Origin of the sequence: Chitinophaga sp. CF418 (assembly GCF_900142925.1) — a bacterium.
Lineage (GTDB): Bacteria > Bacteroidota > Bacteroidia > Chitinophagales > Chitinophagaceae > Chitinophaga.
This window is the reverse complement of sequence record NZ_FRCN01000007.1, coordinates 180403-207350: the sequence shown is the minus strand read 5'-3', so window position 1 is coordinate 207350 and position 26948 is coordinate 180403. Positions and strand designations below refer to the sequence as shown.

The following is a 26948-nucleotide window of genomic DNA, read 5'->3' as shown; positions in this document are numbered from 1 at the left end:
TAAGCCAGATAAACAATACCGGGTACTTATCATTCACATAAAAAAAGCCGTCTTCATTTATCATGGAGACGGCTCTATAAATCTGATGATACGATACTAGAAGTTAAACAGGCAGTTAACACCGAAAACGTGAGGCTTATATGAAGTCATGCCTCTCATGTATGAAGTTCTTATTTCGATGTTACGCTTCTTCTTGTAGCCCACACCGATACGCAGACCAATATTGGCAGCCAGACCTGTGGAACTTTCGGTCTTTGAATCGGTATACTCATATCCGTATTCATCATGCAGAATTTCATCTACAGACCCAATATGATAAGCATAACCAGCACCGATAAAGAATCCCATCCTGTCCTTACAGCCCTGGGCAGAGCCGGCGCCAATGTTAAAATTGAACATCAGTGGGACATTGATCATGTAACCAAGAGTATTCTCTTCGTAATAATCATTACTGGTGTAGACAGCATTGTAGGAACCGGAAAAACCAATGTTCAGCGGAATACCTATAGACAGCGAGGTGTTTTCCGTTTCCGCAAAACTGAGGCGCGGCGAATACGTCAATGTAAAACTGCCTTTAGCGTCCGTCATTTTCGCATCTTCTACAAAGATACCAACACCGGCGCCATGGATAAAACGCTGTGCTACTGACGATTTGGCCCCCGCCAGACAGATGGCGGCTAACAAAAAAATTCTTTTCATGGGTAAAGGGTATTTAAAAATAGTGCGCAATATAGTCCGGCAAATATACGTTGGGACATTTAATTGCGGAAATCGAGGACAAATTTGATTTTTCCTTTAGAAGTTATACAGGAAGCCAAGATCCCCAAAGTGAGGCGTATATGGAGTACCACCCCTCATATATAACAGTCTTATTTCGATGTTACGATTTTTCTTGGGGTGTACACCAATGCGGATACCAATGTTGAAGGCCAGACCTGTGCAGCTTCTTGTATTGCAAAAATCCAGGCTGTGTTCATTTTGGCTACAATAAGCTCCATTCTGGCAACACTCCCTCTGCCCGATCCGCCCAACTTTGCAGTATCAAATCTTGAAAACAATGAAAACGATCTTCATTACAGGCGCATCTGCCGGATTAGGGAAAACAACCGCTAAACTTTTCCAGTCCAGGGGCTGGCGGGTAATAGCTACGATGCGTTCGCCCGAAAAAGAAACTGAATTGTCCGTATTGAAAAACGTCATTCTCCTGCCATTAGATGTGACAAATCCTGAACAGGTTGAAGCTACCGTACAGGAGGCTATCCAGCTGGCGGATATTGATGTTGTATTCAACAATGCAGGCTATGGCCTGATTGGCCCCCTCGAACTATATACGGAAGAGCAGATCTTCCGCCAGTTCGATACCAATTTCTTTGGTGTGCTACGAGTTACCAAAGCCTTCATTCCCTACTTTAAACAAAAAGGAAGCGGTCTGTTTATTACCACCACTTCCATCTGCGGACTAGCCACTTATCCGTTGTGTTCAGTGTACAACGCTTCCAAATGGGCGCTGGAAGGTTGGAGTGAAAGCATGTCCTACGATCTGGCACAGTTCAATGTCGGCATCAAAACGGTAGCTCCCGGCGGTATCAAAAGCAATTATATGAACGTCATGCAGGTGGTACAGGATAAAGCCTATGACGCGATGGCGGAAAGAATGGCAGTGGGATTTACAGATGGTACACTGATGGAATTCTCCGAGCCGGAGGTTATTGCAGTAGTGGTATATGAAGCCGCCACGGATGGGAAAGACCAGCTTCGCTACCTTGCCGGCCTGGATGCAATTAGGACTTACACCAAAAGAGAAAAACAGGGAGCAGAAACCTACAGAAAGGAGCTCATGACATATCTTGGTCTTAAAAGTCCGTATAGTAAGGTCTAATTTGACTAACTTGGCATGAAATTCTTGTCCGGAGAATTTCATGCCTTAACATATAAAGTATGAAATCAGCAACAAAACAGCCATATATCTTTAATTCCATATCGGAGCTGCACCGCACCCTGGGCTTGCCTAAACCGCTGCATCCGCTGGTTAGCCTGGTCGATTATGCCAACGTTAAAACAGATAACACGGACATTGCAAAAGGTATGGTACTGAATTTCTACAAGATATCTTTCAAAAAGAGCTTTAGTGGCAAAGTCAGATACGGACAGAATTACTATGACTTTGATGAAGGCGGATTATCCTTCATCTCTCCCAACCAGCTGATTTCAGCTGCTGAGGAAGAAGCGGATTACGGCGGATATACGCTGTTGTTCCATCCTGACTTTATCAGGAACTTCCCGCTGGGAACCCATATTAAGAACTATAGCTTCTTCTCCTATTCCGTAGCAGAAGCTTTATATCTTTCAGAAAAAGAAAAAGAGATCATCACTGGTATCTTCAAAAATATTCAACAAGAACTGGAATCAGCGATAGATCATTTCAGCCAGGAAGTGATGATCTCTCATATAGAGTTATTGCTGAACTACAGCAAACGCTTTTATAGCAGGCAGTTCATCACCAGGAAAGCAGCCAGTCATGATCTGCTGACAAAACTGGAAACACTGTTGTCTGAACACTTTGACTCCGATAAAGCATTGATGAAAGGGCTGCCAACCGTGCAGGATATTTCTGCACAATTGAACGTAACACCGCATTACCTGAGCGATATGCTCCGCACACTCACAGGGCAAAACACACAGCAACATATACATAACAAGCTTATTGAAAAGGCGAAGGAAATACTCAGTACCACCAACCTGACTATCGCTGAAATAGCTTATCAATTGGGATTTGAACATCCACAGTCGTTTAACAAGATCTTTAAACGCAAGACAAAGATGTCTCCCATTGAATACAGAACATCATTTAACTAATCATATAAACTTTAGAAGGATCACATATGTCATATTGCAGCGCGATCGGGTACATGTCTGAAGAAAAAAAGGCAATACACAAAACTTATCACGACCAGTACTACGGCTTTCCCATACATGACGATAATGAATTATTCTGCCGCCTGATACTGGAAATAAACCAGGCAGGACTGAGCTGGGAAACTATTCTGAAAAAGGAAACCAGCTTCAGGAAAGCATACAGCAATTTCAATATTAAAAAGGTTGCTGCCTATACCGAGGCTGACAGGGAAAGACTGATGGCTGATCCCGGCATCATCAGGAACCGGTTAAAGATCAACGCCGCAATAGAAAATGCCAAAACCATCCTCCAGCTGCAAAAGGAATACGGTTCCTTTGAAAAATGGCTGGAATTGCAGCATCCAAAAACAAAAGAGGAATGGGTGAAATTATTTAAGAAGACATTTAAGTTCACCGGCGGAGAGATTGTGAATGAATTTCTGCTGAGCACAGGTTATCTTCCGGGAGCCCATACTTCCAGCTGTGCGATCTATAAAAAAGTACAGCAGGCGAAACCATTGTGGATGGCCAAATAAAACTGATTCCGGGCCCATTACCCTCCCTTCCGGTACAGCAATGAGCCCGAAATAAGGATTATACAGCAGCTTCTTTCTTATTCAGGAAGATCAGCTGCCCCATATGATAGCTGATATGTGTGGTGCGGCTAAGCAATACGTTTAATTTATTCCGGTGAGGCTCTTTGGCAAAGTCTTCCTCCGATACCTTCGTGTGCCTGGACAACCAATCCTGTGGCTGCATTTTGCTGAAATGATCAGCCAGTGTACTGTTTACTTTCTCCCAGTATTCTCTTAATTCCGCCATAGATGGAATATCATCAAAAGCCCTGTCCGGGTTGGTGCTGAAAAGCTTTTCCAATTGAGGATACAGTCTTTCACTAATGCCTAATAATGGCAGCAGGCCGTCACTTGATGATACCAGGTGCCCCAACAGGTATATGCCCCTGCTACGTCCGGGAGCAACTTCCTGCAGGTAAAAATCATCCTGGTACTGGTTGAAGAATGTCGTTACCCGGGCATTATTTGACTTCCAGGTAGTCAGGATCTGAGAAAGGATCTGTGCCGTCTGCGCTATTGCTGTGTTTTCCGTTTGCGTACTCATGATAATTTATTTTGAGCGGTGTACAAATGAAGCAAAATGGTGGTACAAGCAGGGACATGCTGGTCCGCTGCCCGATTATAATGTAATACCGCGGCAAATATACAAGATTTATTGACCGAACTAAATATTTCGATAGATAGCAGGCAAGGAATAAAAAAAGGGGCTTAATGCCCCTTCTCAACTTTCTCCAGATCAATATTTTGCTTCTTTTTAAACTCGTAGTTCATAAAGGAGCCGTCGTCCGGCACCGTCATGTGAAAGTCCTTCAGTTCCGCCACTTCCACCTTCAAATCGTTTCCTGAGAAGCTGAGCATATGTCCTCCCTGGGTACGGTCGTCTGACAGGAAATGAAAGTGATAGCCTTCGATGCTAAGTCCGTTAATATAGGCCGGCAGTTTATATCCTACCAGTACCCCTTTGGTGTTCTTTATATCGAAGAATTGCTGGGTATTCAGCAGGGTGGCCAGGGGCGCATAAGGCTGCTGCGGAGGAGGGAAAGCCCTTGTTTTCAGCTGATTAAAACTACCGGAGATCCTGATGGCGTACATGCCGTTCTTCTTCTTCAGATAGGTATCTATCTGCTTAAAAGCGGCTGCCTGGTCCTGGGTGCCATTAACGATGAAGGTAGTATCTGCTTTAAAAAAGGTAACGAAAGCCAGGGAAGTCTTGAAACCGTCTGTTACCTGTGTGGTTTTACCGGTGGATTGCGTCTGATAGCCTTTCCCATCGCAGATGGTCAGTTCCCCGTCCAGCTGATCCGGAGCACCCAGACCGAAGTCGCCCTGTTGTTTTAACTGGTTCCAGGTGTAATTGCCATCGAACACTCCCCCGATAAAGGCATCGGCAACGCCGTATTGGAAAAGCGTGTTATATTTTACGTTACTGCCTGTTGCTTTTTTGTGCCCCGGGAATCTCTTAGCGGTGGTGGTATTCCTGTTTTCGCTGGTCTGCTTCTGTGCCTGTAAGGAAGAGAGTGATCCTAATAGCAGGAGTATCAGTAATGATCCGGTCCTTGTGTAATTGAATGCTTGTGTCATGTCATTTATGATTGGATAATGGTAATTCAATAAAAAGTCGTCCTGCATGAACCGGGACGACCATTAAGCGGAAAGATCCCCCATCAGATCTTCTGCTTAAGCGTAGACATTTAACATGACTATTTGTATGCAAATGTCTGTCAACTAATGTAATATTAAAATCCCCAAAGATGGGGAACCCATATATACCTTGCATCCTCGGTATTGGGGATGGTACTGCGCGGGAAATCGTATTTCCTTTGTAGTGTCAAAACAAACTGTGAATGAGACATAAAGGTAATTAACCAGCCTTATCTTTTATTATAAATAAAACCTATTAGAAAAATGACCAGTGTTATTGAAATGATGATCGTAGAAGGTATACCCGCTGAGAACAGGAAACAGGAGATGGTAACGATCACGCCCGAACAGGTAGGTAAGTCAATAGAAGCGATCGTTGCTGAGCGTATCCGTTCATGTGACAAGCCCCTGATTTCCTTTATCGTGAAAACATGTAATGAAGAAGATATTGTTGAAGAGACTATTATAAGGGTGATAGATAAAGAAGCTTATTCCAGGCATTACTGGATATAATATCTGAGACCATCCATCCGCTTTAAACACAAAGATCCACCTTCGCTGGTGGATTTTTGCGTTTAAAGTGGATTCCTGAAAACTTAAAAAACATTTAAAATACGGGGGTTGACCTTTAGGATCGCTATTTCTATCTTCGCCAATCTCCTGACCAGGAACCGGGGAGTAAATTACAACCTGGGTGAGATCAGGCTGCTTTTTGTAAACGGATTCAATCAGGCTACTCACAAATCGTGTTCATGAGAACCCGGGAGTTGAAAACGGAACTTCCTTATCAGGTCCAGCTGGGAGCCCGTCATTCATGCTAATATTATCAAGTGAAAAATATGGATACCCGCAGAGATTTTCTAAAAAAAGCAGCGCTATTATCAGGAAGTGCTGCCCTTGCCAGTGCAATGCCACCGGCAATACAGCGCGCATTAGCTATTAACCCGGAGCCGGGCAGTACATTTTACGATGCAGAGCATATTGTATTCCTTATGCAGGAAAACCGCTCTTTCGATCACCTGTTCGGTGCATTGCAGGGAGTAAGGGGCTTTAACGATCCCAGGGCTATCCGGTTAAGCAACCAGAACAAGGTATGGTTGCAATCGAACAAAGAAGGTAAGACCTATGCTCCTTTCCGACTCAACACCATGGACACCAAAGTGCCCTGGATGGGATCAACACCGCATAACTGGACGGATCAGACAGATGCACGCAATGATGGTAAATATGACCGCTGGCTGGACGTGAAAAAGACATCCAGGAAGGAATATGCCGATGTCCCGCTGACAATGGGATATTGCGACCGTGCTGATTTTCCGTTCTATTACTCATTGGCGGATGCCTTTACGATCTGTGACCAGAACTTCTGTTCCAGCATCACCGGTACGCACCCTAACCGTTATTACTGGATGACAGGTACTGTGCGTGAAAAGAACGAACCGGCCGGAATAGCGCATCTGTGGAACATTAGCAATTATGCTACTCCTGAACTGGAATGGAAAACGTATCCCGAACGCCTGGAAGAGAATGGTATTTCCTGGAAAGTATACCAGAATGAGGTGACCATGGGATTTGGTCTGAAAGGGGAAGAAAATGACTGGCTTAGTAACTTCGGCTGTAACATACTGGAGTATTACAAACAGTTCAACATACGGCTACATCCGGGTAGTATTGCCAATCTTGATCTCAAGAAAGCCAATATCCTTCAGGAGATAGAACGCCTGGAAAAAGAACCGGCATCAGATGCGATCAATCTCAAACTGGCTGCTGCAAAGAAAGTATTGGCCAAAATAGAAGAAGAGAAGCTACAATATACCCTGGAGGCCTACAATAAGCTTCCGGAAGCAGAAAGGAAACTCAATGCCAGGGCATTTACAGTAAACAGTAATGATCCGCACTACCATGAGCTGACCACCATAAAATATGAGGATGACGGTACCGGCAGAGAGCTGAATGTTCCTAAAGGAGACATCCTTCACCAGTTCAGGGAAGATGTGAAGAATGGTACCCTGCCTACTGTATCCTGGCTCATGTCGCCCGCCAACTTCTCAGACCATCCGGGAGAACCGTGGTTTGGTCCCTGGTATGTAAATGAAGTGATGGAGATCCTGTTGCAGAATCCGGAAGTGTGGAAGAAAACGATCTTTGTTCTTACTTATGATGAGAATGATGGTTTCTTTGACCATGTGGTACCATATGCGGTACCCAATCCTTATAAAGAGCATACCGGCAAAGTATCTCAGGGTATAGACCCTAAAATGGATTTTGCGACGAAAGAGCAGCAGACCAATCCTTCAGCTATGGCCGACAGGATCAGAGAGAGCTCCATCGGACTGGGATACAGGGTTCCTATGGTCATTGCTTCTCCATGGACAAGAGGCGGATATGTTTGTTCCGAGCTGTTTGATCATACCTCTTCTTTACAATTCCTGGAGAACTTTATAGCGAAGAAGTTTAATAAACAAGTGAAGGAAGAGAATATCACAGCGTGGAGACGCACCATCTGTGGAGACCTTACAGCTGCCTTCAGGCCTTATAACGGAGAAAAGATCGATAGTCCGCAGTTCCTGCAGAAACAGGCATTCATAGAAAAGATCTATAGCACAAAGTTCAAGCAGACGCCTGATAACTTCAAGGCACTGACCGAATCGGAGATTGACCAGATCAATAAAGATCATTTACGGTCATCGTACTTTCCCAAACAGGAGAAAGGTACACGGCAGGCTTGCGCTGTGCCTTATGAACTGCTGGTAAATGGCCAGTTCAATAAGGAGAAGAACAGCTACAGCATCAGCTTTAATGCGGCAAATACCGCTTTTGGCAACCGCGCTTCCGGTGCTCCTTTTATGGTATATGCCATGCAGCCTTACAAACAGGAGGTACTGCGTACCTGGCAATATGCTACCGCGCCGGGTGACACACTGGTTGACGAATGGGCATTGAATGATTTTGACAAGGGGAATTATCACCTGAGAGTATATGCACCGAATGGTTTCTATCGTGAATTTGCAGGAAGCAAGAACAATCCGCAGCTGAAGATAGAAACACATTACGAGAAGAGTAAAATGAATACAGCAGCACTGACGGGTAATATCATCGTCAGCATCACCAATTATGATACGAAGGCTCACATTGTTGAGATAAAGGATAACAGCTATAAGAATGGCATGGTGAAGCGCACCGTGGCTCCGCAGGAAACGGTGAACGTTGTGCTGAATTTAACCAGAAGTCATCAGTGGTATGATTATACTGTCAGCGTTCCGGGAACAGATATGTTTGAGGGGTTTGCAGGGCATGTGGAGACGGGGAAGATTAGTCAGACAGATCCATTAATGGGAGGTGTTGTGTGACAGTATCTGCTGTAAATGGGATTACCCGTGTTTTATAACCAGATGGGTTGCCATGTGTTTTGTTCCCCGGGGTTGCCACCCGGGGTTGTCGTCCCGGGGGGTGCCGTCCCGGGGGGTGCCGTCCCCGGGGTTGTCGTCCCGGGGTTGTCGTCCCGGGGTTGCCGCCCCGGGGTTGCCGCCCCGGGTTGCCGTCCCCGGGGTTGTCGTCCCCGGGTTGCCGTCCCCGGGGTTGTCGTCCCGGGGGTTGTCACCCCGGGGTTGTCGTCCCGGGGTTGCCGCCCCGGGGTTGCCGTCCCCGGGGTTGTCACCCCGCGCTACAAACACTGGGACTCCTGGCGGAGTCGATTGACGTTTTGTTTCCCGGTCTATTGTTTCCCGGTTTATTGCCGCCCGGGGTTGTCGTCCCGGGTTTTGCCGCCCCGGGTTGCCGTCCCGGGGTTGTCACCCCGCGCTACAAACACCGTGACTCCTGGCGGAGTCAATTGACGTTTTGTTTCCCGGTCTATTGTCGTCCCGGTTTATTGCCGCCGGGGGTTGTCACGACGCGCTACAAACACTGGGACTCCTGACTGAGCCTGACGTATTGTTGAAGACCATTGAAAGAATAGCGAGTTCGAAATCCTGGTGAAAGAATAGCGCGTTTGAAATCCTGGTTCCTCAGTGATCATTCAATGGCAGGCCTCTACGCTGGAATTCTTTCCAGTTGAGGTATTCATCTCCCCTGCGGTGTACCTCCATGGTAATGCAATTATCTACAGGGCATACCAGTTTGCATAAGTTACAGCCTACACATTCTTCATCTTTGACAGTATATGTGTTGTATGGGTTGCCGTATGACAGGTTGATGGCCTGGTGTGCCCCGTCTTCACAACTGATATAACACAGTCCGCAGTGAATGCATTTGTCCTGGTTGATTTTTGCGATGATATGATAATTGATGTCCAGCTCTTCCCAGCTCGTTAGTGTAGGTACCGAGCGGCCGATAAAGTCGCCAATAGTTTTGAAGCCTTTCTCATCCATCCAGTTATTCAGACCATCACAGAGATCTTCGATGATACGGAAGCCATAACGCATAGCAGCAGTACACACCTGTACAGTGGTGGCGCCCAGGAGCATAAACTCGGCGGCGTCTTTCCAGGTGCTGATGCCTCCGATGCCGGATACAGGCACTTTAGCGGTGACAGGGTCCTGGCTGATAGTGGTGAGCATCTTCAGGGCGATAGGCTTTACAGCAGGGCCGCAATAGCCGCCAAAGGTGGATTGTCCGCCGACATTGGGATTAGGGACGAAAGTATCGAGGTCCACGCCGGTGACAGACTGGATGGTATTAATGAGCGATAAGGCATTGGTGCCGGCATTAACAGCAGCGCGGCCGGTAGGGACTACAGAGTGGACGTTGGGCGTCAGCTTGGTGATGACGGGAGTAGTGGCGGCCTCCATCACCCATTCCACAACACGGGCTGCAATGTCTGGGTCTTGTCCGACGGCAGCACCCATGCCACGCTCTGTCATACCATGCGGGCAACCGAAGTTCAGTTCAAGTCCGTGAGCACCGGTATCTTCTACCTTTTTGATCAGTTCATGCCAGCTCTCCCGATTGTTGTCTGCCATGAGGGAAACGATCATAGCGCGGTCGGGAAAGAGCCTGACGCATTCTGCGATTTCCTTGAGATTGAGGTCCAGAGGGCGATCGCTGATCAGTTCTATATTGTTGAAGCCCATTACCCGGTGGCCATTGTAATCTATGGAGGAATAACGGGAGGAAACGTTTTTTATCTGGCTTCCCAGGGTCTTCCATACTACCCCACCCCAACCGGCCTCGAAGGCGCGGAGTACGTTCAATTTTTTATCCGTAGGGGGAGCGCTCGCTAACCAGAAAGGGTTGGGCGATTTTATACCCAGGAAGTTTGCTGAAATGTCTGCCATAATTAGCGTATTTAAATGCTGTAACCAGCTTAAAATGTTATTGTCAATTATTGCCTACGGCCAAAGCCTGGATGCATTTGTATGTAGTCAATCTCATGCCTCAAATCAATTACCTAATTCGGATCTTACAGCTGCATTTGTATGTAGTCATTCTTATTCATCAGATCAATCGCCTACGGCCGGAGCTTGTGGATGCATTTGTATGTAGTCAATCTCATGCATCAAATCAATACCTAATTCGGATCTTACAGCTGCATTTGTATGTAGTCATTCTTATTCATCAGATATCACTATCCCTTCAGCTATTACTTTCCGGACTTTCTTCATTCTGCATATATTCCAGGATTGCCTTAGCGCCGTCTTTTCCTGCCTGCACTGCATCTACTACTTCCTTGCCGCCATTCACACAATCGCCGCCTGCGAAGACGCCGGCAATACTGGTGACGCCATTGCTGGTAGTGGTGATTTTTCCATGATCATTGTTTAGCTCGTGGCTGTGTACTAATTGTTCAAAGGGCATTTGTCCGGCGGCCTTGATGACCATATCTACCGGTAAGATGATCTGCTCATCAGTGATCACCAGCTGACGGCGGCCACCGGCTGCGTCTTCCAGCTTTACTACATTGCAGACCAGTTGTGCGACCTTTCCATCTTCTCCCAATATCTCGGTAGGTGCAGCCAGCCAGATGATTTTGCAACCATCCAGTAATGCGATGTTCATCTCTGCTTCTGTGCAGGGCATTTCCTGTTGGGTTCTCCGGTAAACGAGGGTCACTTCTTTTGCTCCCAGTCTCTTCGCCTGGGTAGCGGCATCAATGGCTGTCATGCCCATACCGATGACTGCCACCTGATCGCCTACGGGAACGGCAGGAAAGCCGCTATTGCGGATGTCGTAAATAAAGCTGATAGCATCTACTACCCCATCCAATTGTTCACCGGGAATATATAGCTGACGGGCAAGTCCAACACCAAAGCCAAGATAAACGGCATCATATTGCCGCTGCAGCTCATCGAGGGTGATGTCTTTACCGAACTCTTTGTTGTATTGGATGTCAATCCCGCCGATAGAGGTAATATAGTCTACTTCTTCCTGGCAGAACTGCGGGGTAACCTTATAAGCGGCGATACCGTAGGTCATGAGACCACCGCCTTTGCTTTCCTTCTCATAAATGGTTACATCGACACCTTCTCTTGACAAGGCATGCGCACAACTCAGGCCAGCTGGTCCTGCGCCGATCACCGCTACTTTTTTACCGATGGAAGGTTTTCTTTCGAACAAAGGCCATTTCTCCTGTATCGCCCTTTCTGTAGCATAACGTTGCAGACGGGCAATAGGGATCGCTTCTTCTTCCATGAGGTTGTATACGCAGGCGCCTTCACAAAGTTTTTCTACAGGACAGACCTTAGCACAACCACCGCCCATGATGTTGGAAGAGAAAATAGTGTAAGCGGATCCTTTGAGATTGTCTGTCGTGATCTGCTTAATGAATTTAGGGACATTGATGCTGGTGGGGCAGCTTTTGGTACAGGGCGCATCGTAACAGAAAAGGCAGCGGTTTGCTTCTACCAGTGCCGCATCGCGCGTCTCAAAAGGCGGATGAATGTCACTGAAGTGCTGCTGGTATTCTTCAGCAGATAATCGGTTATTACGTACTGCCATATAGTTGATTTAATGAACTCTTATCACTTGTGAGCCGGCCTGTCGTCTATGTGGTATGCTTCCTTTAATTTTATTCCCCGGGTTTGCAACCCGGGACTACAAACATATTGCTCCAGACGGAGCCAGCATGCAGCGAGTTGCAGACCTTCCAGCCAGCTAATGCGGTTCTTTACAGTTCTGTTAGTTTACCATACGTTTCAGGTCTTCTGTCGCGGAAGAACTGCCATACATTTCTCACTTCGTCGATCATGTCAAGATCGAAAGTGGCGATGAGCAGTTCGTCCTTATCTTCAGAGGCGCTGGCAAAGATCTGTCCGCGGGGATCGACGAAATAAGACGATCCGTAGAACTTACCCAGGTTCCAGGGCTTCTCCTCTCCCACTCTGTTGATGCAGCCCATGAAATATCCATTGGCGGCAGCATGTGCAGGCTGTTCCAGCTTCCAGAGATACTGGGATAGGCCGGCTACTGTTGCAGATGGATTATATACGATCTCCGCTCCGTTCAGGCCAAGTACCCTGGCGCCATCGGGGAAGTGACGGTCGTAGCAGATGTAGATGCCCACTTTTGCATACCTGGTCTGGAAGACAGGATAACCCAGGTTGCCGGGTTTAAAGAAGAATTTCTCCCAGAAGCCAGAGGTATGCGGGATATGATTCTTCCGGTATTTGCCAAGGTAAGTACCATCTGCATCGATAACTGCTGCAGTATTGTATAGTACGCCTGCCTGTTCTTTTTCATAGACAGGAACGATGATCACCATGCTGTACTTTTTTGCATAGGCTGCGATCCTCTCGGTAGTAGGTCCGGGGACAGTTTCGGCTGATGCATACCATTTGGTATCCTGACCGGGACAGAAATAAGGCGTATTGAAGATCTCCTGCAGGCAGAGGATCTGTACACCTTTCTCCCCTGCTTCTTCGATCAGCGGGATATGCTTCTGAAACATGGCCTCTTTGATCTCTTCGATGGTTCCCTCGCCTTCTGTTTTGGGCAAGCTCATTTGAATAAGTCCTGATTTGATAATACGCGACATGAGGATCTATTTTAGGGTAATGAATTCTTCAGATCTTTCCGCTCACCTTATTACGTTTGATGAATTGGCCGTAGCCTTTGGATACAAGGCATTCGTTGTTGTCAATGGCTACTTTGCCTCTTAAGAGTACGGTCTTTACCTTACCGGTAAGCTCCCATCCTTCATAAGCAGAATAGTCTACATGCATGTGATGGGTGTCTGCGCTGATAGTATGTTTCTGTTGCGGATCAAAGATGATGATATCGGCATCACTACCGATAGCGATGGTCCCTTTGCGGGGGAACATACCGAAGATCTTTGCAGGGTTGGTACAGGCCACTTCAACGTATTTGTTGAGGGTGATCCTGTTCTTGTTCACACCTTCGCTGAACAGCAGTTCCATCCTGTTCTCAATGGCGGGGTGGCCATTGGGGATCTTTGCGAAATTGTTTTCACCCATCAGCTTTTGTTTCCACATAAAGGGGCAATGATCGGTGGCGACAATATTGACAAGTCCCTGGTTGATACCTGCCCAGAGTGTTTCCTGGTCTTTCAATTCCCGGAGGGGCGGACTCATGACCCATTTCGCGCTTTCGAAACCCTGGTCATATTTGGAAGCATCGAGTGTAAGATACTGGATACAGGTTTCTACGTAGACTTTCTGATTTCTGCGGGTAGCGTTGCGTACCGCGTTGAGAGCGCCTTCGCAGGTGAGATGTACGATGTATCCCGGGCAACCGGTATAGTTCGCCAGATCGGTGAAGCGGGCGGAAGCTTCTGCTTCAGTCACTTCCGGCTGGGAGAGATAATGATACAGCGGAGATATATTTCCTTCGGCCAGATGTTTTGCTACGAGGTAGTCGATGACGTCGCCGTTGGTAGCGTGTACAGTCACCATGCCACCCTGCTGTCTTACTTCCTGCATTAATGCCGTCATCTGCCTGTCGTCGATCATCAGGGCGCCTTTATAGGCCATGAATGTCTTGAAGGAGGTGATACCTTCCTGTTCCACCATGGTCTTTATTTCAGCTTTGGTATTGGCGTTAAAATCGGTCACGGCCATGTGGAAGCTATAGTCGCCTACGGTAGTGCCATGGGCTCTGCTGTTCCATTCATCCAGTGCTTCCCGCAGGGAGTGCCCCTGTTTCTGCAACACGAAATCGATCACCGTGGTGGTACCGCCGAAGAGGGCGGCCCTGGTGCCTGTTTCGTGCGTATCGCTGGAGAAAGTGCCCATAAAAGGCATGTCCAGGTGTACATGCGGATCGATCCCTCCGGGCATGACCAGCATACCGGCTGCATCGATAGTCTGTTCGGCATCAGCGATCAGTTCTTTACCGATAGCAGCGACCTGTTCGCCTTCAATCAATATATCCGCCAGGTAATCATCCGTGGCGGTAATGATCCTTCCGTTTTTAATCAGCAGTGACATAATTGATTTCGTTGTTTTTTCCGGTAGTGGTAATGATACTATAAGAACGCATGATGAGGTAGTAACTGATGCCGGAGACAAAGAATCCTACAAACCATGCATAACTGTATAATTGAGTGATCCAGCCGGGAACAGCATCCGGGGGTATGAGCCTGATTGTTGTAAGGAAACCGGGGATGTTAGGTATAATGCCCAGCACCAGGGCTAACATCGCATAACGGTTGAAGCCGTTGGAGAAACTGTAGGCTCCCTGCGGATCGTACAATTCATCCACTACCAGCTGCTGCTTACGTATCAGGTAGTAATCGGCGATCATAATGCCGCCTACGGGGCCCAATAAGCTCGAATAACCGACCAGCCAGGTGAAGATATACCCGGTAGGATCAGCGACTAATTTCCAGGGGAAAATGAGAATGCCGATGATGCCGGTGATATAACCACCAGTACGGAAGCTGATCTTTTTAGGCGACAGGTTGGCAAAGTCATTGGCGGGGCTGATAATGTTCGCAGCGATGTTAGTGGCCAGTGTAGAAATAGCCACGGCGATCATGGCGATGCTAACGAGGATCTTGTTATCGAATTTTCCGGCCAGTACTACGGGATCCCAGATAGTAGTGCCGTATACGATAGTGGTGGCGGAGGTTACTACCACACCGATGAAAGAAAACAAGGTCATGGACGGGGGCAGTCCTAGTGCCTGTCCTTTGATCTGTGCCTTCTGGCTGACCGCATAGCGGGTAAAGTCGGGGATATTGAGTGACAATGTTGCCCAGAAGCCGACCATGCCCGTGAGGCCGGGAATAAAGAAGGCCCAGAAGGCAGCACCGGAGGTGAACTTTGAAGGCTGTGTCAGGATAGGACCAAGACCACCCTCAACGGCTGTTATTGCCCAGTAAAGCAAGGCCAGTACAGCTATCGGCAGGAAGATGGCTTTGAAGACCAGCAGTTTCCGGATGCTTTCTATGCCTAAATAGACGATGTACATGTTCAACAGCCAGAATAACAGGAAGCAGATAGCAGGACCTGTCGCGAGGCCGAAGGCAGCGGGGAATATTGGTGGTAATGTGGCGAGGCCTGGTATCCACAGATGCAGCATCTGGTATAACGCAAATCCGCCGATCCAGGTCTGGATACCGAACCATCCGCAGGCGACGATAGCGCGCAGCATTGCAGGGATATTGGCGCCTTTAGTACCGAAACTGGCCCGGGCGAAGACCGGAAAGGGAATGCCGTATTTGGCGCCCGCATGACCATTCAGGATCATAGGGATCAGCACCACAGTGTTACCGGCGAAGATCGTGAGGATAGCCTGCCACCAGTTCATCCCTCCTTCTATCAGGGAACTGGCCAGCATATAGGTCGGGATGCAGAGACTCATGCTGATCCAGAGGCTGGCGTAGTTCCAGGTGTTCCAGGTTCGCCGCGATGGAGGTACGGGAGCGAGGTCCTCGCTGTAGAGTGAAGAACGGGGAATGGGATTGATGTTATGGTTGTGGGCGTCCATTATGATTGTGTTGTTTTTTCGTTTTGTTGTCGTTCCGGGATTATTACGGTCCGATTATTACGGTCCGGTTATCACGACCCGGTTATCACCGTTCCAGATTATCACGGTCCGGATTATCACAACCCGGGGTTATCACGGTCCAGATTATCATGGTCCGGATTATCACAACCCGGGGTTATCACCCCGCGCTACAAACACACGGCACCTACGGAGCCGATTGACGTTTTGTTGCCCGGGGTTCTCACGGTTCCAGATTATCATGGTCCGGGATTGCCATCCCGCGCTACAGACACACGGCACCTATGGAGCCGATTGACGTTTTGTTGTCATTGACGTTTTGTTGCTGTCGTTTGTGGCGCCAGCCAATGATCGGGAGAGGTACATCGCGGCCAGACATCCGCAGAGAAAATAATTCCCAGTGTTTCAGAGAACATATTCATCTGCGATTGAGAGCGCATCACTGATCATTGCGAGCCCTTCGTCAACCTGTGCTTTTGTGATACTTAAAGGTGGTGCAATAAATACATAGTTCCAGCGGACAAAAGCATACATTCCCAGCTGCTTGAGCCGGGCAGCCACTCTGTTCATGACTGCCATTTCTTCTGGTTTTGCGTTGAAAGGCACCATTGGTTCTTTCGTACCCCGGTTCTTAACGAGTTCTATGCATCCCAGCAGGCCGGTATTCCGGAAATCGCCGATACAGGGATGATGCTGTTTCATGCTCTCTACTTCCTGTTCTATGTAAGCGCCCATTGCGGCGGCGTTCTCAATAAGGTGTTCGTCTTCGTAGATATTCAGCACTTCCACACCCGCTGCGCAGGCTACGGGATGCGCGGAATAGGTCAATCCCAGCCAGAGTGTTTTATCGTCGAAATGGGCCGCTATTGTATCACTAACAATTAAAGCCCCCAGGGGGATGTATCCGGCGGTAATTCCTTTCGCGGTAGCGATCATATCGGGTACTACGCCGTGAAGGTCGCAGGCGAACCATTTTCCTGTTCTGCCGAAGCCACTCATGACCTCATCGGCGATCAGGAGGATGCCATATTTGTCGCAGAGGGCCCTGATCTTCTGCAGGTAATCCGGTGGGTATTTGATACAACCGGAGGAACCGCTTTCACCTTCCATCAGGATGGCAGCTACAGTCTCGGGGCCTTCGAACTGGATGACCCTTTCTATGTGGCTTACACATTCGCGGCTGCAGGTAGTTATTTCTTTTCCCCAGGGACAGCGGTAGCAATAAGGGTCTTCCACGTGTACGATGTTCGGCACCTGCTGGGCGTCGTGTGCCAGTTTACGGGGATCGCCGCCGGCAGTCATGGCTGCGTAGGAAGCGCCATGGAAAGCTCTGTATCGAGCGATGATCTTATGCCGGCCGGTATAGAGCCTGGCCAGCTTGATTGCGTTCTCTATAGCGCTGGCGCCACAGACGGTGAACAAGGTCTTTTTCAGATTGCCGGGGGAAATCTCTGCTAATTTATGTCCCAGTTTACCACGCGCTTCTGTTACACATCCAGGGGTGACATAACTGACTTCCTGCATTTGCTTCATGACAGCGGCTGCAACACGTGGATGGCCATGGCCGATATTTACATTGATCAGTCCTGAGGAGAAATCGAGATAGCGTTTGTCGTCATAGTCATAGAGATAGACGCCTGCGGCATATTTTACGGCAATGGGGGCAATGCCCTTTTGTTTACTCCATGAGAATAAGGTATAGTCCAGGTTTTCCTGGATGATCTCCTGTGCATGGGATATAGTCCCTTTTTCTGACATACGCAGTCAATTTGGGTGAACAATAATGCTAACTCATCCAGTTTACTCCTTCTTCAGGATTCCATTTGGTAGTACTCTTCTTTAGCTTCGTCCAGAACTCTATGGAGCTTTTGCCGGTGATATCGCCTACGCCGAATTTGCTTTCATTCCATCCTCCGAAAGAGAAGGGTTCGCGTGGCACGGGTACGCCTACGTTGACGCCGATCATTCCGGCGCTGGCCCTTTCGCTGATGTAACGCGCCATACCACCGTTCTGTGTGAATACGGAAGCTGCATTGCCGTAGGGACTGGCGTTCTCTATGACCAGTGCTTCATCCACTGTATTGGTGCGCATGATGCTGATGACGGGGCCGAAGATCTCTTCTTTCGCTACCGCCATATCGGCGGTTACGTAGTCGATGACTGTAGGACCTACGTAGGTACCGTTTTCCTTACCGGCTACTTTTGCACCGCGGCCGTCCACGAGTATTTTAGCACCCTGGGCTTCAGCTTCGGTGATATATTTTTCTATTCTATCTTTCGATTCTTTACTGATGACGGCGCCGAGGTTTTGTCCGGGTACGATCTTTTTTACCTCTTCGCAGACGAGGTCTACGATATGATCTACCTGTCCTACGCCTATCATTGCCGATGCTGCCATACAACGCTGTCCGGCACATCCGCTCATGGATGCGGCAACATTCTGTGCGGTCATACCGGGTTTGGCGTCGGGCAATACTACGAGGTGGTTCTTTGCGCCTCCGAGCGCCAGGCAACGTTTTAGTGTCTGGGTAGCGCGCTGGTAGACTATTTTAGCGACTTTGGTAGATCCGACAAATGATACGGCTTCTATATCGGGGTGATCGCAGATGGCGTTCACTACTTCACTGTCGCCGTTGACGATATTCAGTACTCCGTCGGGCAGTCCGGCTTCCTTCAGCAGGCGGGCGAGTACTCCCAAGCTAAGCGGCACCTTTTCAGAGGGTTTTATGATCATACAATTGCCCAGGGCGATGGCATTGGGGATGGTCCAGTTGGGCACCATTGCAGGAAAATTGAAGGGTACGATAGAAGCGACCACTCCCAGTGGTACATGGGTAGTGCGGCATTCCACTCCGGCGCTGACTTCCAGCACTTCTCCGGTGATCAGCTGGGGCAATGAGGTGGCGAATTCAGTCAGTTCTATACATTTTTCCACTTCTGCGATGGCTTCTGTCATCGTCTTACCGTTTTCTTCGCTGACCAGTGCTGCGAGTTCCTGCAGGTATTGTTCGAGCAGGTATTTATATCTGAAAAAGACTTGTACTCTTTCCTTGATCGGTGTTCTGCTCCAGCCGGGAAAAGCTGCTTTTGCGGCCTGTACCGCTTCTGCTACATCTGCTGCAGTAGAACATGGCATTTCTGCCAACGTACTGCCATCTGCCGGGGAGATGATGGGGAGTGTACGCCGGGATGACACTTCCTTAAATTTTCCATTAATGAAATTCCTGACCCTTTCGTATTTCATTGCCTTGGGGAGTTTGGGTTATGAAATGCATTTTTTATACGATACCCTTAATTTACTGAAAAAAATGTACATTTAGCATGTACTTTCTGACATTTCTGCACATTTCATTTAACTCCTATATTCTAACTAGAAATGGCAAAGACTAAATCCACTGATAAGCTTCCCCTGGACGACCTTGATTTCTCTATCTTAACCTATCTGCAACAGGATGGCAGGGTTTCATTTACTATCATTGCTGAAAAGCTGAACGTTTCTATTGGTACTGTACGTACGCGGTTTAACCGGCTGATCGAGGAAGGGACGATCAGTATTATTGGCCGGGTGGATCCGGAGAAAGTAGGGTTCCGGTCTTATGCGCACATTGCGGTGTATATCAGGCCGGCGACCTTGAAGGAGGCTGTAGCGAAGCGGATTGCTGTACTGCCCGAGGTGAGTTTTCTGGCGATGACGTCGGGGGCGTATGATCTTGAGGTGAATGTGATGTGTAGGGATAATGACCATTTGCTGACGTTTGTCGATAAGCTGTCGACGTTTGAGGGGGTGTATCAGACGAATACGACGATATATTTTAAAGTGTATAAGTATGCGCAGCCGGATTTGCTGTTGCTGAAGGGCTGAGGTGTATTGTTCAATTTTTGCGGATGGCGCGATTTTTCTGAGCTACCCGTATCTATCGCTCTTTTCTATAGTTCCTGCTTGTGAGGGCTTGGGGATGCGTTTTGGGTGGAGAAATTGATGGTGATATTCAGGGCTTCCAATACGTCGGCAATGTGGTTGGCAAGGGTGATTTGCGGTTTCGCGTTACCATTGCTGGCAAATAGCAATCCGATGATGTTATTGTGCATATCGATAATAACGGAGCCTGAATCTCCTTTTTCTGAGAAGTGCATGTCCCGGCTTATGGGCTGAATGGCGATCTGGCCGGTAAAGGTGCGGTTCTCTCCTTCTATTGGAAAGGTTGTAACGGGATAGTTGACGTCTACTATCCTGCCTTCTGTGCGTCCGGACACTACTCCTACTTTGAAGACTGTTTGTCCGGCGATAGCGGTGGCCTGACCAAGGATCATGTTTTGCTCTGGCCTGCCGTTTAAACAAAGTCCATTGATCTCGTTAAGATATTGAGCGTCGCCGTTGATGCGGGGATAGTCAATTACTGCAATTGCTGCATCTACTTTATTGTTAATGGTTGCTTTGAGGATCTTGCCGACTGCATTAACGTCATCTTGGGGATGGTATGGTAATAACGACAAGTTTATGTCGGGTACTGCGGGAGCCGGCTGGTATATTCTATCTCCCACTTTTGCATTATTGGCCATCATTACATGCCAGTTGCTTAAAAGCACCGGTTTACCTGTTTCGTTATCTGTTGCCAGGCAGCCGAGTGTACCGTGTGCTATTTCATTACCGAAATTATTTGGATCCTGTACTACAATGCGGTTGGTGATCTGAATGCCTCCCCGGAGAGGGCGGTATGTATTTTCGTCGATACAGGCATTAAAGTCTGGAATGATATTTACATCTGTAGGGATGCCATTGATCTCTGAAGGCAGCACTTCATGCGCAGGCAGCTGGCTGTGGTCCTTCTTCTCCCGGACGTATATCCTGATACAGAGTGTGTCTGTGATATGTCCGTTTACCTCTTTTAAGCCAATGCTGACATGATGCACGCCGGGAATCTTGAGCAATAGGTCTTCTACTCCGCCTGTTAGCATGTCCTTGATCATTTCGTTTTCCCGTTGCAGTTGTTCTCTCGATTTCATACTTTATTTATTTTGTCTAAAGATCGGTATTCGATAATTGTGTTGCAAGTGTGTGGGGTGAATGTGTTGTTAAACTGGTATTAAAATTCCGGGGGATGAAGCCTGTGGTTGCAAATACCAGGCCTAAATACCGGATTATAAACGCGGATATGGGGTATAAAACCGGATGATAATCCGGGATTATATACGTGAATCCCGATGATAAAACCGGATTATACACGCGGTAGTTAGTGCAGCGCGTCGTTACCAATTTTCAATAACCTTTTCCTGGCATCATTATAATGCTTCTTCAAGGGTGAAGAGGAAGAAGTATTCATGGAAGTATTTTTTGGGGTATTAACTTTTTAGGGAGAGGATCGCTTGTCTATTCGAAAATATCTGGGGTGTTCTCGATATCCTCTCTATATAGCAAACTACAAAATTTTCTTCAGAAATCAATTCAATCTGGTTGGGGTAAAGTGTCATTTGCATGTAAAACATAATTGGTATTTCGGAAATCTCCGATATCTTTGCGTTGAAATTCTTTTATCCCCTATTGGGTCAACGTATATATAAACGTAAACAGAATGAGTAATCTGAGCTTATTTAAGCCTTTCAGCCTCAAGTCGCTGAACATAAAGAACAGGATTGTAATGGCCCCTATGACGAGGTCATTTTCACCAAATGGCGTTCCGGGAGATAACGTAGCCGCCTATTACCGCCGCCGTGCGGAGGGTGAGGTTGGATTGATCCTTTCCGAGGGTACGGTAATCAACCGTCCTGCATCTTCTAACGATCCGAATATTCCCCGTTTTCATGGGGAAAGTGCCCTGAATGGCTGGCAGAAGGTCATTAATGGGGTACATGAAGGTGGCGGCAGTATGGGGCCGCAGATATGGCATCAGGGAGTAATGGATAATCACCATTCCGGCTGGTTGCCCCTCACTCCTTTTGAGGGTCCTTCCGGTATAAACAGGCCTGATAATACGAATGGTGTTGCTATGTCAGAAAAGAATATTGCGGATGCAATCAAGGCCTTTGGCGATGCCGCTGCGGATGCCAAAAGCCTGGGATTTGACTGTGTTGAGATACATGGTGCGCATAACTACCTGATCGATCAGTTCTTCTCTGGAAATACGAATCTGCGTACCGATCGTTATGGAGGCAAAACACTGGCAGAGCGGACAAGATTTGCAGTTGAGGTGATTAAAGAAGTGCGGAGCCGTGTTGGAGACGATTTTGCCATCATCATCCGTTTATCGCAGTGGAAGCCTTATGATTACAACAGTAAACTGGCTGCTACTCCGGCGGAAATGGAATCATGGCTGCAGCCAATGGCGGATGCGGGTGTGGATATTTTCCATTGTTCACAGCGCCGTTTCTGGGATCCGGAGTTTGAAGGATCTGACCTGAACTTTGCCGGATGGGCGAAAAAGATCACCGGTAAGGCGACTATTACTGTTGGTTCTGTAGGACTGAGCGGAGAGTTTCTTGCAGCGTTCAGAGGTGAGAGCTCGGAGCCTAGTTCATTGGAGGAACTGATACGTAGATTTGACCGGGGAGATTTTGATCTGGTAGCTGTTGGAAGACCTATTCTTGCAGATCCGAACTGGGTGAAAAAGATTAAAGAAGGCAGGACGGAAGAGTTGAAAGGGTTTTCAAAAGAAGCATTAGCAGAATTGTTGTAGTTGTAATTGTTAGTATAAAAAAGGCGCTCCGGTAGATACCGGGGCGCTGTTATCTAATTAAACCCCTAATATTAATCCCACATCAAAATAAAATGCCCTGGCTCATCATAGCCGGAAGCAGTTTTCTTATTACGTTACGTGTAGATACAAACCTGGGCAGCTCGCGTAAAGCATATAGCCGCTTTCTACCGGAGACATCCTGTATATCATTTACTGAAAACTTACCAATAGTTGTAGCCAGGTTTATTTCCCCGAGAAGGTTTAACAAAAGCAGATTTACGGCATTGTAGAATTCCGCTGATTGCCAGTTAGCCTGAGTAGCATCCATGTATAACTGAAGATCCAATAATCCTAAACGTTTATTGTTCTTACGTGCGGTAAAATAAATATCATCAGGAAAGAACACCATATCATCATGAGTAAATAAGCCCTTAATCTCAGTTGGATATACAAAATCGACGAAATTCCAATCATCCAACACCGGGGCTACACTTATTAAAAATGTGACCTCTTCAAACAACCTGAAATCTCCCTCAGCCGATATTATTAATTCTGCATGGATACCATGTTCAAGATTTAGTACATATCCCAGGCCCTTATGATACCTATGTAATTGATTCAATAATTCAGTTAACCATGCTTCTTTTTCGGTTTCATTTACCTCATCCAAGCGTAAATAAACCTTCTGGTGGCACATGAACCACATCCAAAATGATTGCGCTGTTTTTATTCTAGGCATTGTAATTGTTATTTTTTGTGATCAATATTTTTTTATATAGTCCGAATAGACCTGCCTTTACAATCGGCATTACTACAAGGATGCAGACAATTCATTTGTCTGAAGAATTCTTTCCAGAATTTTAATAGAAGCCCGGCAGGAATACCAGGCTCGTTTCATAATCCTCATAACTCTTTCCAGTAAAAAATACTTATTCGATAGAAATACAGTCATGTGCTAAAACAAGCTAGCACTGCATACTGACTATCTACTTCTAATAGATTTTATTGAGAACGTACAGATCAATTTATACGCAATAGCTTCCCTGTTGAGAATGAGCTCATTCATTCTCAATTCACTTTATGCTTTGTTAAGGCAAAAGAATCTGTAATCCCGGACCTGAATTTGGCCGACGATAGGAAAAGCTTTCTACGCTCCGTTCAGAGAACGAAGACGTAATTACTCTTGCAACTTTTAAGTATGTATATTCCGGCTATTCCTTACGGATACAATCGTATAACATAGCACCAGCGATTAATGCAATGCCATGCGCTGTTTGCGGACTTATTCCATAACTGAATTGTGGGTGAATTTTATCTTTTGAGTGGGGGCTGATTTCAGGATATGTGGGAGGCTTGTTATAATCCTTGGTTTGTGTCTTGCTTTCGGCCGGGGATAATGTTGTAATGACACCTGGTATGTAAAAGACTTTGGAAGGCCGGTAGATATTGAGGTTGACGTGGTTCATGCGCAGGCTGTTGCATCCCCGCATGACGCAGAAGAAATCACTCAGATGGTTGTAACTTATTTGATATCTCATTTGGATATGCAGGTTTTGTGGATTGAGAAATTGCTTGTCCTTGCTGATTTTGTAGACGTAGTCGTAGTAGCGGTAGGACTGATAGCATTGCTAGATTTTTCATGTTTTTGGATTTTAAATTTTGGTGTTAAAATTTTCGTTGGGTTATTGATGTTGCAAAGTTAAGAGATTGCATGATTCAGCGATGATTATTTTGATATTTTTTTTTATAAAACATAGACATACTTTATTTTAAATCAACATATTATTAATTGATAAAATTCATCCGTTCTAACCTCTATTATCTATGTCAGCTATCAGTATTAGCTTTTCGGGAATCCCACAATGATATCCCCGCTGCATAAATATTCCACTTTTATCTGCTAATATTGCATCCTAATCATCTTTATCATGTTTCAATCAGCAGCAGTTTTCTGTGGTTCAAAACCAGGAAGTGATCCTCTCTTTTCACAACATGCAGCGACGCTTGGTGCATTGCTTGCACAGCATAAGATCACACTCGTCTACGGAGGGGGCAATAGTGGTCTTATGGGTATTGTCGCGAATGCGGCATTGGAAAATGAGGGGAACGTAATTGGGGTGATGCCTAAATCGCTGGTCGAAAGGGAATTCAAACATGATAGATTAACGCAGCTCCATATTGTGGAAGACATGCATACCAGGAAGAAGATGATGTACAGTCTTTGTGATGCAGCTATCATTCTTCCGGGAGGTTACGGTACACTGGATGAGGTGATTGAAATGATGGCATGGAACAGTCTGAGTATCCACGATAAAAAAGTCATCCTGCTTAATTCAGCGGGATTCTATGATCCATTCGTACAGCAGATATCAATTATGCGAGAAAAAGGATTCCTGTATACTGATCCCGCACATGCTTTTACCGTAGTTGATTCTCCGGAGGCTATCTTTAGTAATAGGTTATCCTGAGAAATATGTAAGTTTTCCCCTGATTTTTTTTGGTAATTAAAACTATCATCGTAATATTGCGATATGGGAGCAAGTAAAACAGACCTTTTCACCAAGCAGCAAAATGAGCTCGCCAGTATGGCGAAAGCACTTGCGCATCCTGCACGTATTGCGATTCTGCAGTACCTGGTGAGGACCAATGCCTGTGTATGCGGAGACCTGGTGGAAGAATTAGGGCTTGCCCAGGCTACCACTTCCCAGCATCTCAAGGAATTAAAGAACGCGGGGATCATTCAGGGTACTATTGAAGGCGCCAGTGTATGCTATTGTATCAATCCGGCAGTTTGGAAACAGTATAAACAATTGTTTAACAGTTTCTTCGGAGAGGTAAGCCTGGAGAATAAGTGCTGTTGATTTTTTTTGCTCCTATTCATCGTAATATTACAATAATACTTTAAAACTCCACTTTTATGTCAAACGATCAGCAAATCAAGGACATGGTGAAGCAGAAATACAGTGAGATCGCATTACAGGATAAGACCAGTAACCAGGCATCCTGTTGCGGTTCCAGCTGTTGCTCCACAGAGGTATATAACATCATGAGTGATGATTATAGCACACTGGAAGGTTACAATGCCGATGCAGACCTTGGTCTGGGATGTGGTCTGCCTACCCAGTTTGCGCAGATCAGGAAAGGTGACACAGTAATAGACCTTGGCAGCGGTGCAGGGAATGACTGTTTTATAGCCAGACATGAAACAGGTGAAACGGGTAAGGTGATCGGTATAGACTTTACACCGGCGATGATAGAAAGAGCGCGTGCCAATGCGGAGGTACGCGGGTTTAATAACGTCGAGTTCAGACAGGGAGATATTGAAAAGATGCCGGTTACAGCCGATGTGGCTGATGTAGTGGTCAGCAATTGTGTGTTGAACCTTGTTCCCAATAAAGATGCCGTGGTGAAAGAGATTTACCGGGTATTAAAACCGGGAGGTCATTTCAGTATTTCCGATATTGTACTGGAGGGAGATCTGCCACCGGCTATACAGGAAGCCGCTGAGATGTATGCAGGCTGTGTATCGGGCGCTATACAGAAACAGGTTTACCTGGATTTAATCCATAACAATGGTTTTGCGGATATTACGGTACAGAAAGAGAAAGCCATTATTATACCGGATGATATCCTGTCTGGGTATCTGTCTGCCGATGAGATAAAAGACTTTAAAAACAGTCAGACAGGCATTTACAGCATAACTGTCTATGCAGAGAAACCAACGGCTACCAGCTGCTGCGAACCTGGCTGCTGTACAAAATAAGATTTACGTATGCAGATCATTTCCATGCAACCTGCGCACTGGGAGCAGGTAAAAACTATCTATGAAAGCGGCATTGCAACCGGTAATGCGACATTCCAGACAAGCGCTCCTTCCTGGGAGGAATGGGACAAGGCACATACGCAAAGCTGCCGGCTGGTAGCCATAGAAAATGATACGGTCCTGGGATGGGCCGCTCTCACACCGGTATCCGGCCGCTGTGTGTATGCCGGTGTGGCGGAGGTCAGCGTATATGTCGGGGAACCTGCCAGGGGGAAAGGAACAGGTAATAAGCTGATCCAGGCACTGATCAGTGAAAGTGAAGGTCATGGGTTCTGGACTTTACAGGCGGGCATCTTCCCTGAGAATGTGGCGAGCATCAGACTGCATGAACAAAATGGATTCAGGCAGGTGGGTTACCGGGAGAAGATAGGTCAGATGAATGGCATCTGGCGGAATACTGTGCTGATGGAAAGAAGAAGTAATGTTGTTGGGGTTTGA

At 46.9% G+C, this 26948-nt stretch carries 24 protein-coding genes; 11 read left to right on the top strand and 13 right to left on the bottom strand.

Annotated elements, in window-relative coordinates; genetic code table 11:
• Positions 1-96: 96 nt before the first annotated feature.
• Positions 97-699 (bottom strand): PorT family protein, encoded by a 603-nt coding sequence (locus tag F3I09_RS16965; protein WP_149696226.1) that lies wholly within the window; start codon positions 697-699, stop codon positions 97-99.
• Between the two features lie 358 nt (positions 700-1057).
• On the opposite strand from F3I09_RS16965, the gene F3I09_RS16960 reads away from it, so the two are divergent.
• From F3I09_RS16960 to F3I09_RS16950, 3 genes are read left to right on the top strand one after another with little or no spacing between them, the layout of a single operon-like run.
• Positions 1058-1879 carry an SDR family oxidoreductase gene (locus tag F3I09_RS16960; protein ID WP_149696225.1) on the top strand — a complete coding sequence of 274 codons (822 nt, stop codon included), beginning with the start codon at positions 1058-1060 and terminating at the stop codon, positions 1877-1879.
• A gap of 59 nt (positions 1880-1938) precedes the next feature.
• Positions 1939-2856 (top strand): AraC family transcriptional regulator, encoded by a 918-nt coding sequence (locus F3I09_RS16955; RefSeq protein WP_149696224.1) that lies wholly within the window; start codon positions 1939-1941, stop codon positions 2854-2856.
• Positions 2857-2882: 26 nt separating this feature from the next.
• Positions 2883-3431 carry a DNA-3-methyladenine glycosylase I gene (locus F3I09_RS16950; protein ID WP_149696223.1) on the top strand — a complete coding sequence of 183 codons (549 nt, stop codon included), beginning with the start codon at positions 2883-2885 and terminating at the stop codon, positions 3429-3431.
• Between the two features lie 58 nt (positions 3432-3489).
• Here F3I09_RS16950 and F3I09_RS16945 read toward each other — a convergent pair whose 3' ends face one another.
• Positions 3490-4014 carry a DinB family protein gene (locus F3I09_RS16945; protein ID WP_149696222.1) on the bottom strand — a complete coding sequence of 175 codons (525 nt, stop codon included), beginning with the start codon at positions 4012-4014 and terminating at the stop codon, positions 3490-3492.
• Between the two features lie 164 nt (positions 4015-4178).
• A complete protein-coding gene (budA, locus tag F3I09_RS16940; RefSeq protein ID WP_188133842.1) occupies positions 4179-5051 on the bottom strand; it encodes an acetolactate decarboxylase in 873 nt (290 codons plus the stop codon).
• A 324-nt stretch (positions 5052-5375) separates the two neighbouring features.
• Between budA and F3I09_RS16935 the strand changes: the two genes are divergently transcribed.
• The gene (locus F3I09_RS16935; protein ID WP_149696220.1) at positions 5376-5624 is read left to right on the top strand and encodes a hypothetical protein; all 249 of its coding nucleotides are present in this window, start codon (positions 5376-5378) and stop codon (positions 5622-5624) included.
• Between the two features lie 326 nt (positions 5625-5950).
• Entirely contained in the window at positions 5951-8461 is a 2511-nt protein-coding gene (locus F3I09_RS16930) for a phosphocholine-specific phospholipase C (RefSeq protein WP_149696219.1), read from the top strand.
• Between the two features lie 657 nt (positions 8462-9118).
• On the opposite strand, the gene preA is transcribed toward F3I09_RS16930, so the two are convergent.
• From preA to F3I09_RS16890, 7 genes are all read right to left on the bottom strand, one after another.
• Positions 9119-10387, bottom strand: coding sequence for an NAD-dependent dihydropyrimidine dehydrogenase subunit PreA (preA, locus tag F3I09_RS16920; RefSeq protein ID WP_149696218.1), 1269 nt, complete (start codon positions 10385-10387; stop codon positions 9119-9121).
• A gap of 298 nt (positions 10388-10685) precedes the next feature.
• Positions 10686-12047, bottom strand: a complete 1362-nt coding sequence (locus F3I09_RS16915; RefSeq protein WP_149696217.1) for an NAD(P)-dependent oxidoreductase — start codon at positions 12045-12047, stop codon at positions 10686-10688.
• 169 nt (positions 12048-12216) lie between these two features.
• Positions 12217-13083 (bottom strand): nitrilase-related carbon-nitrogen hydrolase, encoded by an 867-nt coding sequence (locus F3I09_RS16910; RefSeq protein WP_188133841.1) that lies wholly within the window; start codon positions 13081-13083, stop codon positions 12217-12219.
• 28 nt (positions 13084-13111) lie between these two features.
• Complete coding sequence (gene hydA, locus F3I09_RS16905; RefSeq protein ID WP_149696216.1) at positions 13112-14494, bottom strand: dihydropyrimidinase; 1383 nt, start codon at positions 14492-14494, stop codon at positions 13112-13114.
• Positions 14478-15998: an NCS1 family nucleobase:cation symporter-1 gene (locus F3I09_RS16900; protein ID WP_149696215.1), complete on the bottom strand. Its 1521-nt coding sequence runs from the start codon at positions 15996-15998 to the stop codon at positions 14478-14480. Before F3I09_RS16900 ends, hydA begins: the two co-directional genes overlap by 17 nt.
• Before the next feature lie 423 nt (positions 15999-16421).
• A complete protein-coding gene (locus tag F3I09_RS16895; RefSeq protein WP_149696214.1) occupies positions 16422-17774 on the bottom strand; it encodes an aminotransferase class III-fold pyridoxal phosphate-dependent enzyme in 1353 nt (450 codons plus the stop codon).
• Positions 17775-17802: 28 nt separating this feature from the next.
• Positions 17803-19260: a CoA-acylating methylmalonate-semialdehyde dehydrogenase gene (locus F3I09_RS16890; RefSeq protein WP_149696213.1), complete on the bottom strand. Its 1458-nt coding sequence runs from the start codon at positions 19258-19260 to the stop codon at positions 17803-17805.
• Positions 19261-19392: 132 nt separating this feature from the next.
• Between F3I09_RS16890 and F3I09_RS16885 the strand changes: the two genes are divergently transcribed.
• Positions 19393-19878, top strand: coding sequence for an Lrp/AsnC family transcriptional regulator (locus tag F3I09_RS16885; RefSeq protein ID WP_149696212.1), 486 nt, complete (start codon positions 19393-19395; stop codon positions 19876-19878).
• 65 nt (positions 19879-19943) lie between these two features.
• Here the strand turns inward: F3I09_RS16885 and F3I09_RS16880 are convergent, their stop codons facing one another.
• Positions 19944-21020, bottom strand: coding sequence for a hypothetical protein (locus F3I09_RS16880; RefSeq protein WP_149696211.1), 1077 nt, complete (start codon positions 21018-21020; stop codon positions 19944-19946).
• 566 nt (positions 21021-21586) lie between these two features.
• On the opposite strand from F3I09_RS16880, the gene F3I09_RS16875 reads away from it, so the two are divergent.
• Positions 21587-22687, top strand: coding sequence for an NADH:flavin oxidoreductase (locus F3I09_RS16875; protein ID WP_149696210.1), 1101 nt, complete (start codon positions 21587-21589; stop codon positions 22685-22687).
• 82 nt (positions 22688-22769) lie between these two features.
• Here F3I09_RS16875 and F3I09_RS16870 read toward each other — a convergent pair whose 3' ends face one another.
• Positions 22770-23426 carry a hypothetical protein gene (locus tag F3I09_RS16870; protein ID WP_149696209.1) on the bottom strand — a complete coding sequence of 219 codons (657 nt, stop codon included), beginning with the start codon at positions 23424-23426 and terminating at the stop codon, positions 22770-22772.
• Between the two features lie 472 nt (positions 23427-23898).
• On the bottom strand, positions 23899-24225 hold the full coding sequence (locus F3I09_RS16865; RefSeq protein ID WP_149696208.1) for a hypothetical protein: 327 nt from the start codon (positions 24223-24225) through the stop codon (positions 23899-23901).
• A 390-nt stretch (positions 24226-24615) separates the two neighbouring features.
• On the opposite strand from F3I09_RS16865, the gene F3I09_RS16860 reads away from it, so the two are divergent.
• The 4 genes from F3I09_RS16860 (at position 24616) to F3I09_RS16845 (ending at position 26948) form a co-directional block, all read left to right on the top strand.
• Positions 24616-25155 carry a TIGR00730 family Rossman fold protein gene (locus tag F3I09_RS16860; protein ID WP_223233268.1) on the top strand — a complete coding sequence of 180 codons (540 nt, stop codon included), beginning with the start codon at positions 24616-24618 and terminating at the stop codon, positions 25153-25155.
• Between the two features lie 63 nt (positions 25156-25218).
• Positions 25219-25548 (top strand): helix-turn-helix transcriptional regulator, encoded by a 330-nt coding sequence (locus F3I09_RS16855; RefSeq protein ID WP_149696206.1) that lies wholly within the window; start codon positions 25219-25221, stop codon positions 25546-25548.
• Positions 25549-25604: 56 nt separating this feature from the next.
• Positions 25605-26450: an arsenite methyltransferase gene (locus tag F3I09_RS16850; RefSeq protein ID WP_149696205.1), complete on the top strand. Its 846-nt coding sequence runs from the start codon at positions 25605-25607 to the stop codon at positions 26448-26450.
• A gap of 9 nt (positions 26451-26459) precedes the next feature.
• Complete coding sequence (locus F3I09_RS16845) at positions 26460-26948, top strand: GNAT family N-acetyltransferase (protein ID WP_149696204.1); 489 nt, start codon at positions 26460-26462, stop codon at positions 26946-26948.

Excerpts from the sequence above, each read along its gene's own strand:
- F3I09_RS16965 (WP_149696226.1), bottom strand. The coding sequence starts at position 699 with ATGAAAAGAATTTTTTTGTTAGCCGCCATCTGTCTGGCGGGGGCCAAA.
- F3I09_RS16960 (WP_149696225.1), top strand. The coding sequence starts at position 1,058 with ATGAAAACGATCTTCATTACAGGCGCATCTGCCGGATTAGGGAAAACA.
- F3I09_RS16955 (WP_149696224.1), top strand. The coding sequence starts at position 1,939 with ATGAAATCAGCAACAAAACAGCCATATATCTTTAATTCCATATCGGAG.
- F3I09_RS16950 (WP_149696223.1), top strand. The coding sequence starts at position 2,883 with ATGTCATATTGCAGCGCGATCGGGTACATGTCTGAAGAAAAAAAGGCA.
- F3I09_RS16945 (WP_149696222.1), bottom strand. The coding sequence starts at position 4,014 with ATGAGTACGCAAACGGAAAACACAGCAATAGCGCAGACGGCACAGATC.
- budA (WP_188133842.1), bottom strand. The coding sequence starts at position 5,051 with ATGACACAAGCATTCAATTACACAAGGACCGGATCATTACTGATACTC.
- F3I09_RS16935 (WP_149696220.1), top strand. The coding sequence starts at position 5,376 with ATGACCAGTGTTATTGAAATGATGATCGTAGAAGGTATACCCGCTGAG.
- F3I09_RS16930 (WP_149696219.1), top strand. The coding sequence starts at position 5,951 with ATGGATACCCGCAGAGATTTTCTAAAAAAAGCAGCGCTATTATCAGGA.
- preA (WP_149696218.1), bottom strand. The coding sequence starts at position 10,387 with ATGGCAGACATTTCAGCAAACTTCCTGGGTATAAAATCGCCCAACCCT.
- F3I09_RS16915 (WP_149696217.1), bottom strand. The coding sequence starts at position 12,047 with ATGGCAGTACGTAATAACCGATTATCTGCTGAAGAATACCAGCAGCAC.
- F3I09_RS16910 (WP_188133841.1), bottom strand. The coding sequence starts at position 13,083 with ATGTCGCGTATTATCAAATCAGGACTTATTCAAATGAGCTTGCCCAAA.
- hydA (WP_149696216.1), bottom strand. The coding sequence starts at position 14,494 with ATGTCACTGCTGATTAAAAACGGAAGGATCATTACCGCCACGGATGAT.
- F3I09_RS16900 (WP_149696215.1), bottom strand. The coding sequence starts at position 15,998 with ATGGACGCCCACAACCATAACATCAATCCCATTCCCCGTTCTTCACTC.
- F3I09_RS16895 (WP_149696214.1), bottom strand. The coding sequence starts at position 17,774 with ATGTCAGAAAAAGGGACTATATCCCATGCACAGGAGATCATCCAGGAA.
- F3I09_RS16890 (WP_149696213.1), bottom strand. The coding sequence starts at position 19,260 with ATGAAATACGAAAGGGTCAGGAATTTCATTAATGGAAAATTTAAGGAA.
- F3I09_RS16885 (WP_149696212.1), top strand. The coding sequence starts at position 19,393 with ATGGCAAAGACTAAATCCACTGATAAGCTTCCCCTGGACGACCTTGAT.
- F3I09_RS16880 (WP_149696211.1), bottom strand. The coding sequence starts at position 21,020 with ATGAAATCGAGAGAACAACTGCAACGGGAAAACGAAATGATCAAGGAC.
- F3I09_RS16875 (WP_149696210.1), top strand. The coding sequence starts at position 21,587 with ATGAGTAATCTGAGCTTATTTAAGCCTTTCAGCCTCAAGTCGCTGAAC.
- F3I09_RS16870 (WP_149696209.1), bottom strand. The coding sequence starts at position 23,426 with ATGCCTAGAATAAAAACAGCGCAATCATTTTGGATGTGGTTCATGTGC.
- F3I09_RS16865 (WP_149696208.1), bottom strand. The coding sequence starts at position 24,225 with ATGAGATATCAAATAAGTTACAACCATCTGAGTGATTTCTTCTGCGTC.
- F3I09_RS16860 (WP_223233268.1), top strand. The coding sequence starts at position 24,616 with ATGTTTCAATCAGCAGCAGTTTTCTGTGGTTCAAAACCAGGAAGTGAT.
- F3I09_RS16855 (WP_149696206.1), top strand. The coding sequence starts at position 25,219 with ATGGGAGCAAGTAAAACAGACCTTTTCACCAAGCAGCAAAATGAGCTC.
- F3I09_RS16850 (WP_149696205.1), top strand. The coding sequence starts at position 25,605 with ATGTCAAACGATCAGCAAATCAAGGACATGGTGAAGCAGAAATACAGT.
- F3I09_RS16845 (WP_149696204.1), top strand. The coding sequence starts at position 26,460 with ATGCAGATCATTTCCATGCAACCTGCGCACTGGGAGCAGGTAAAAACT.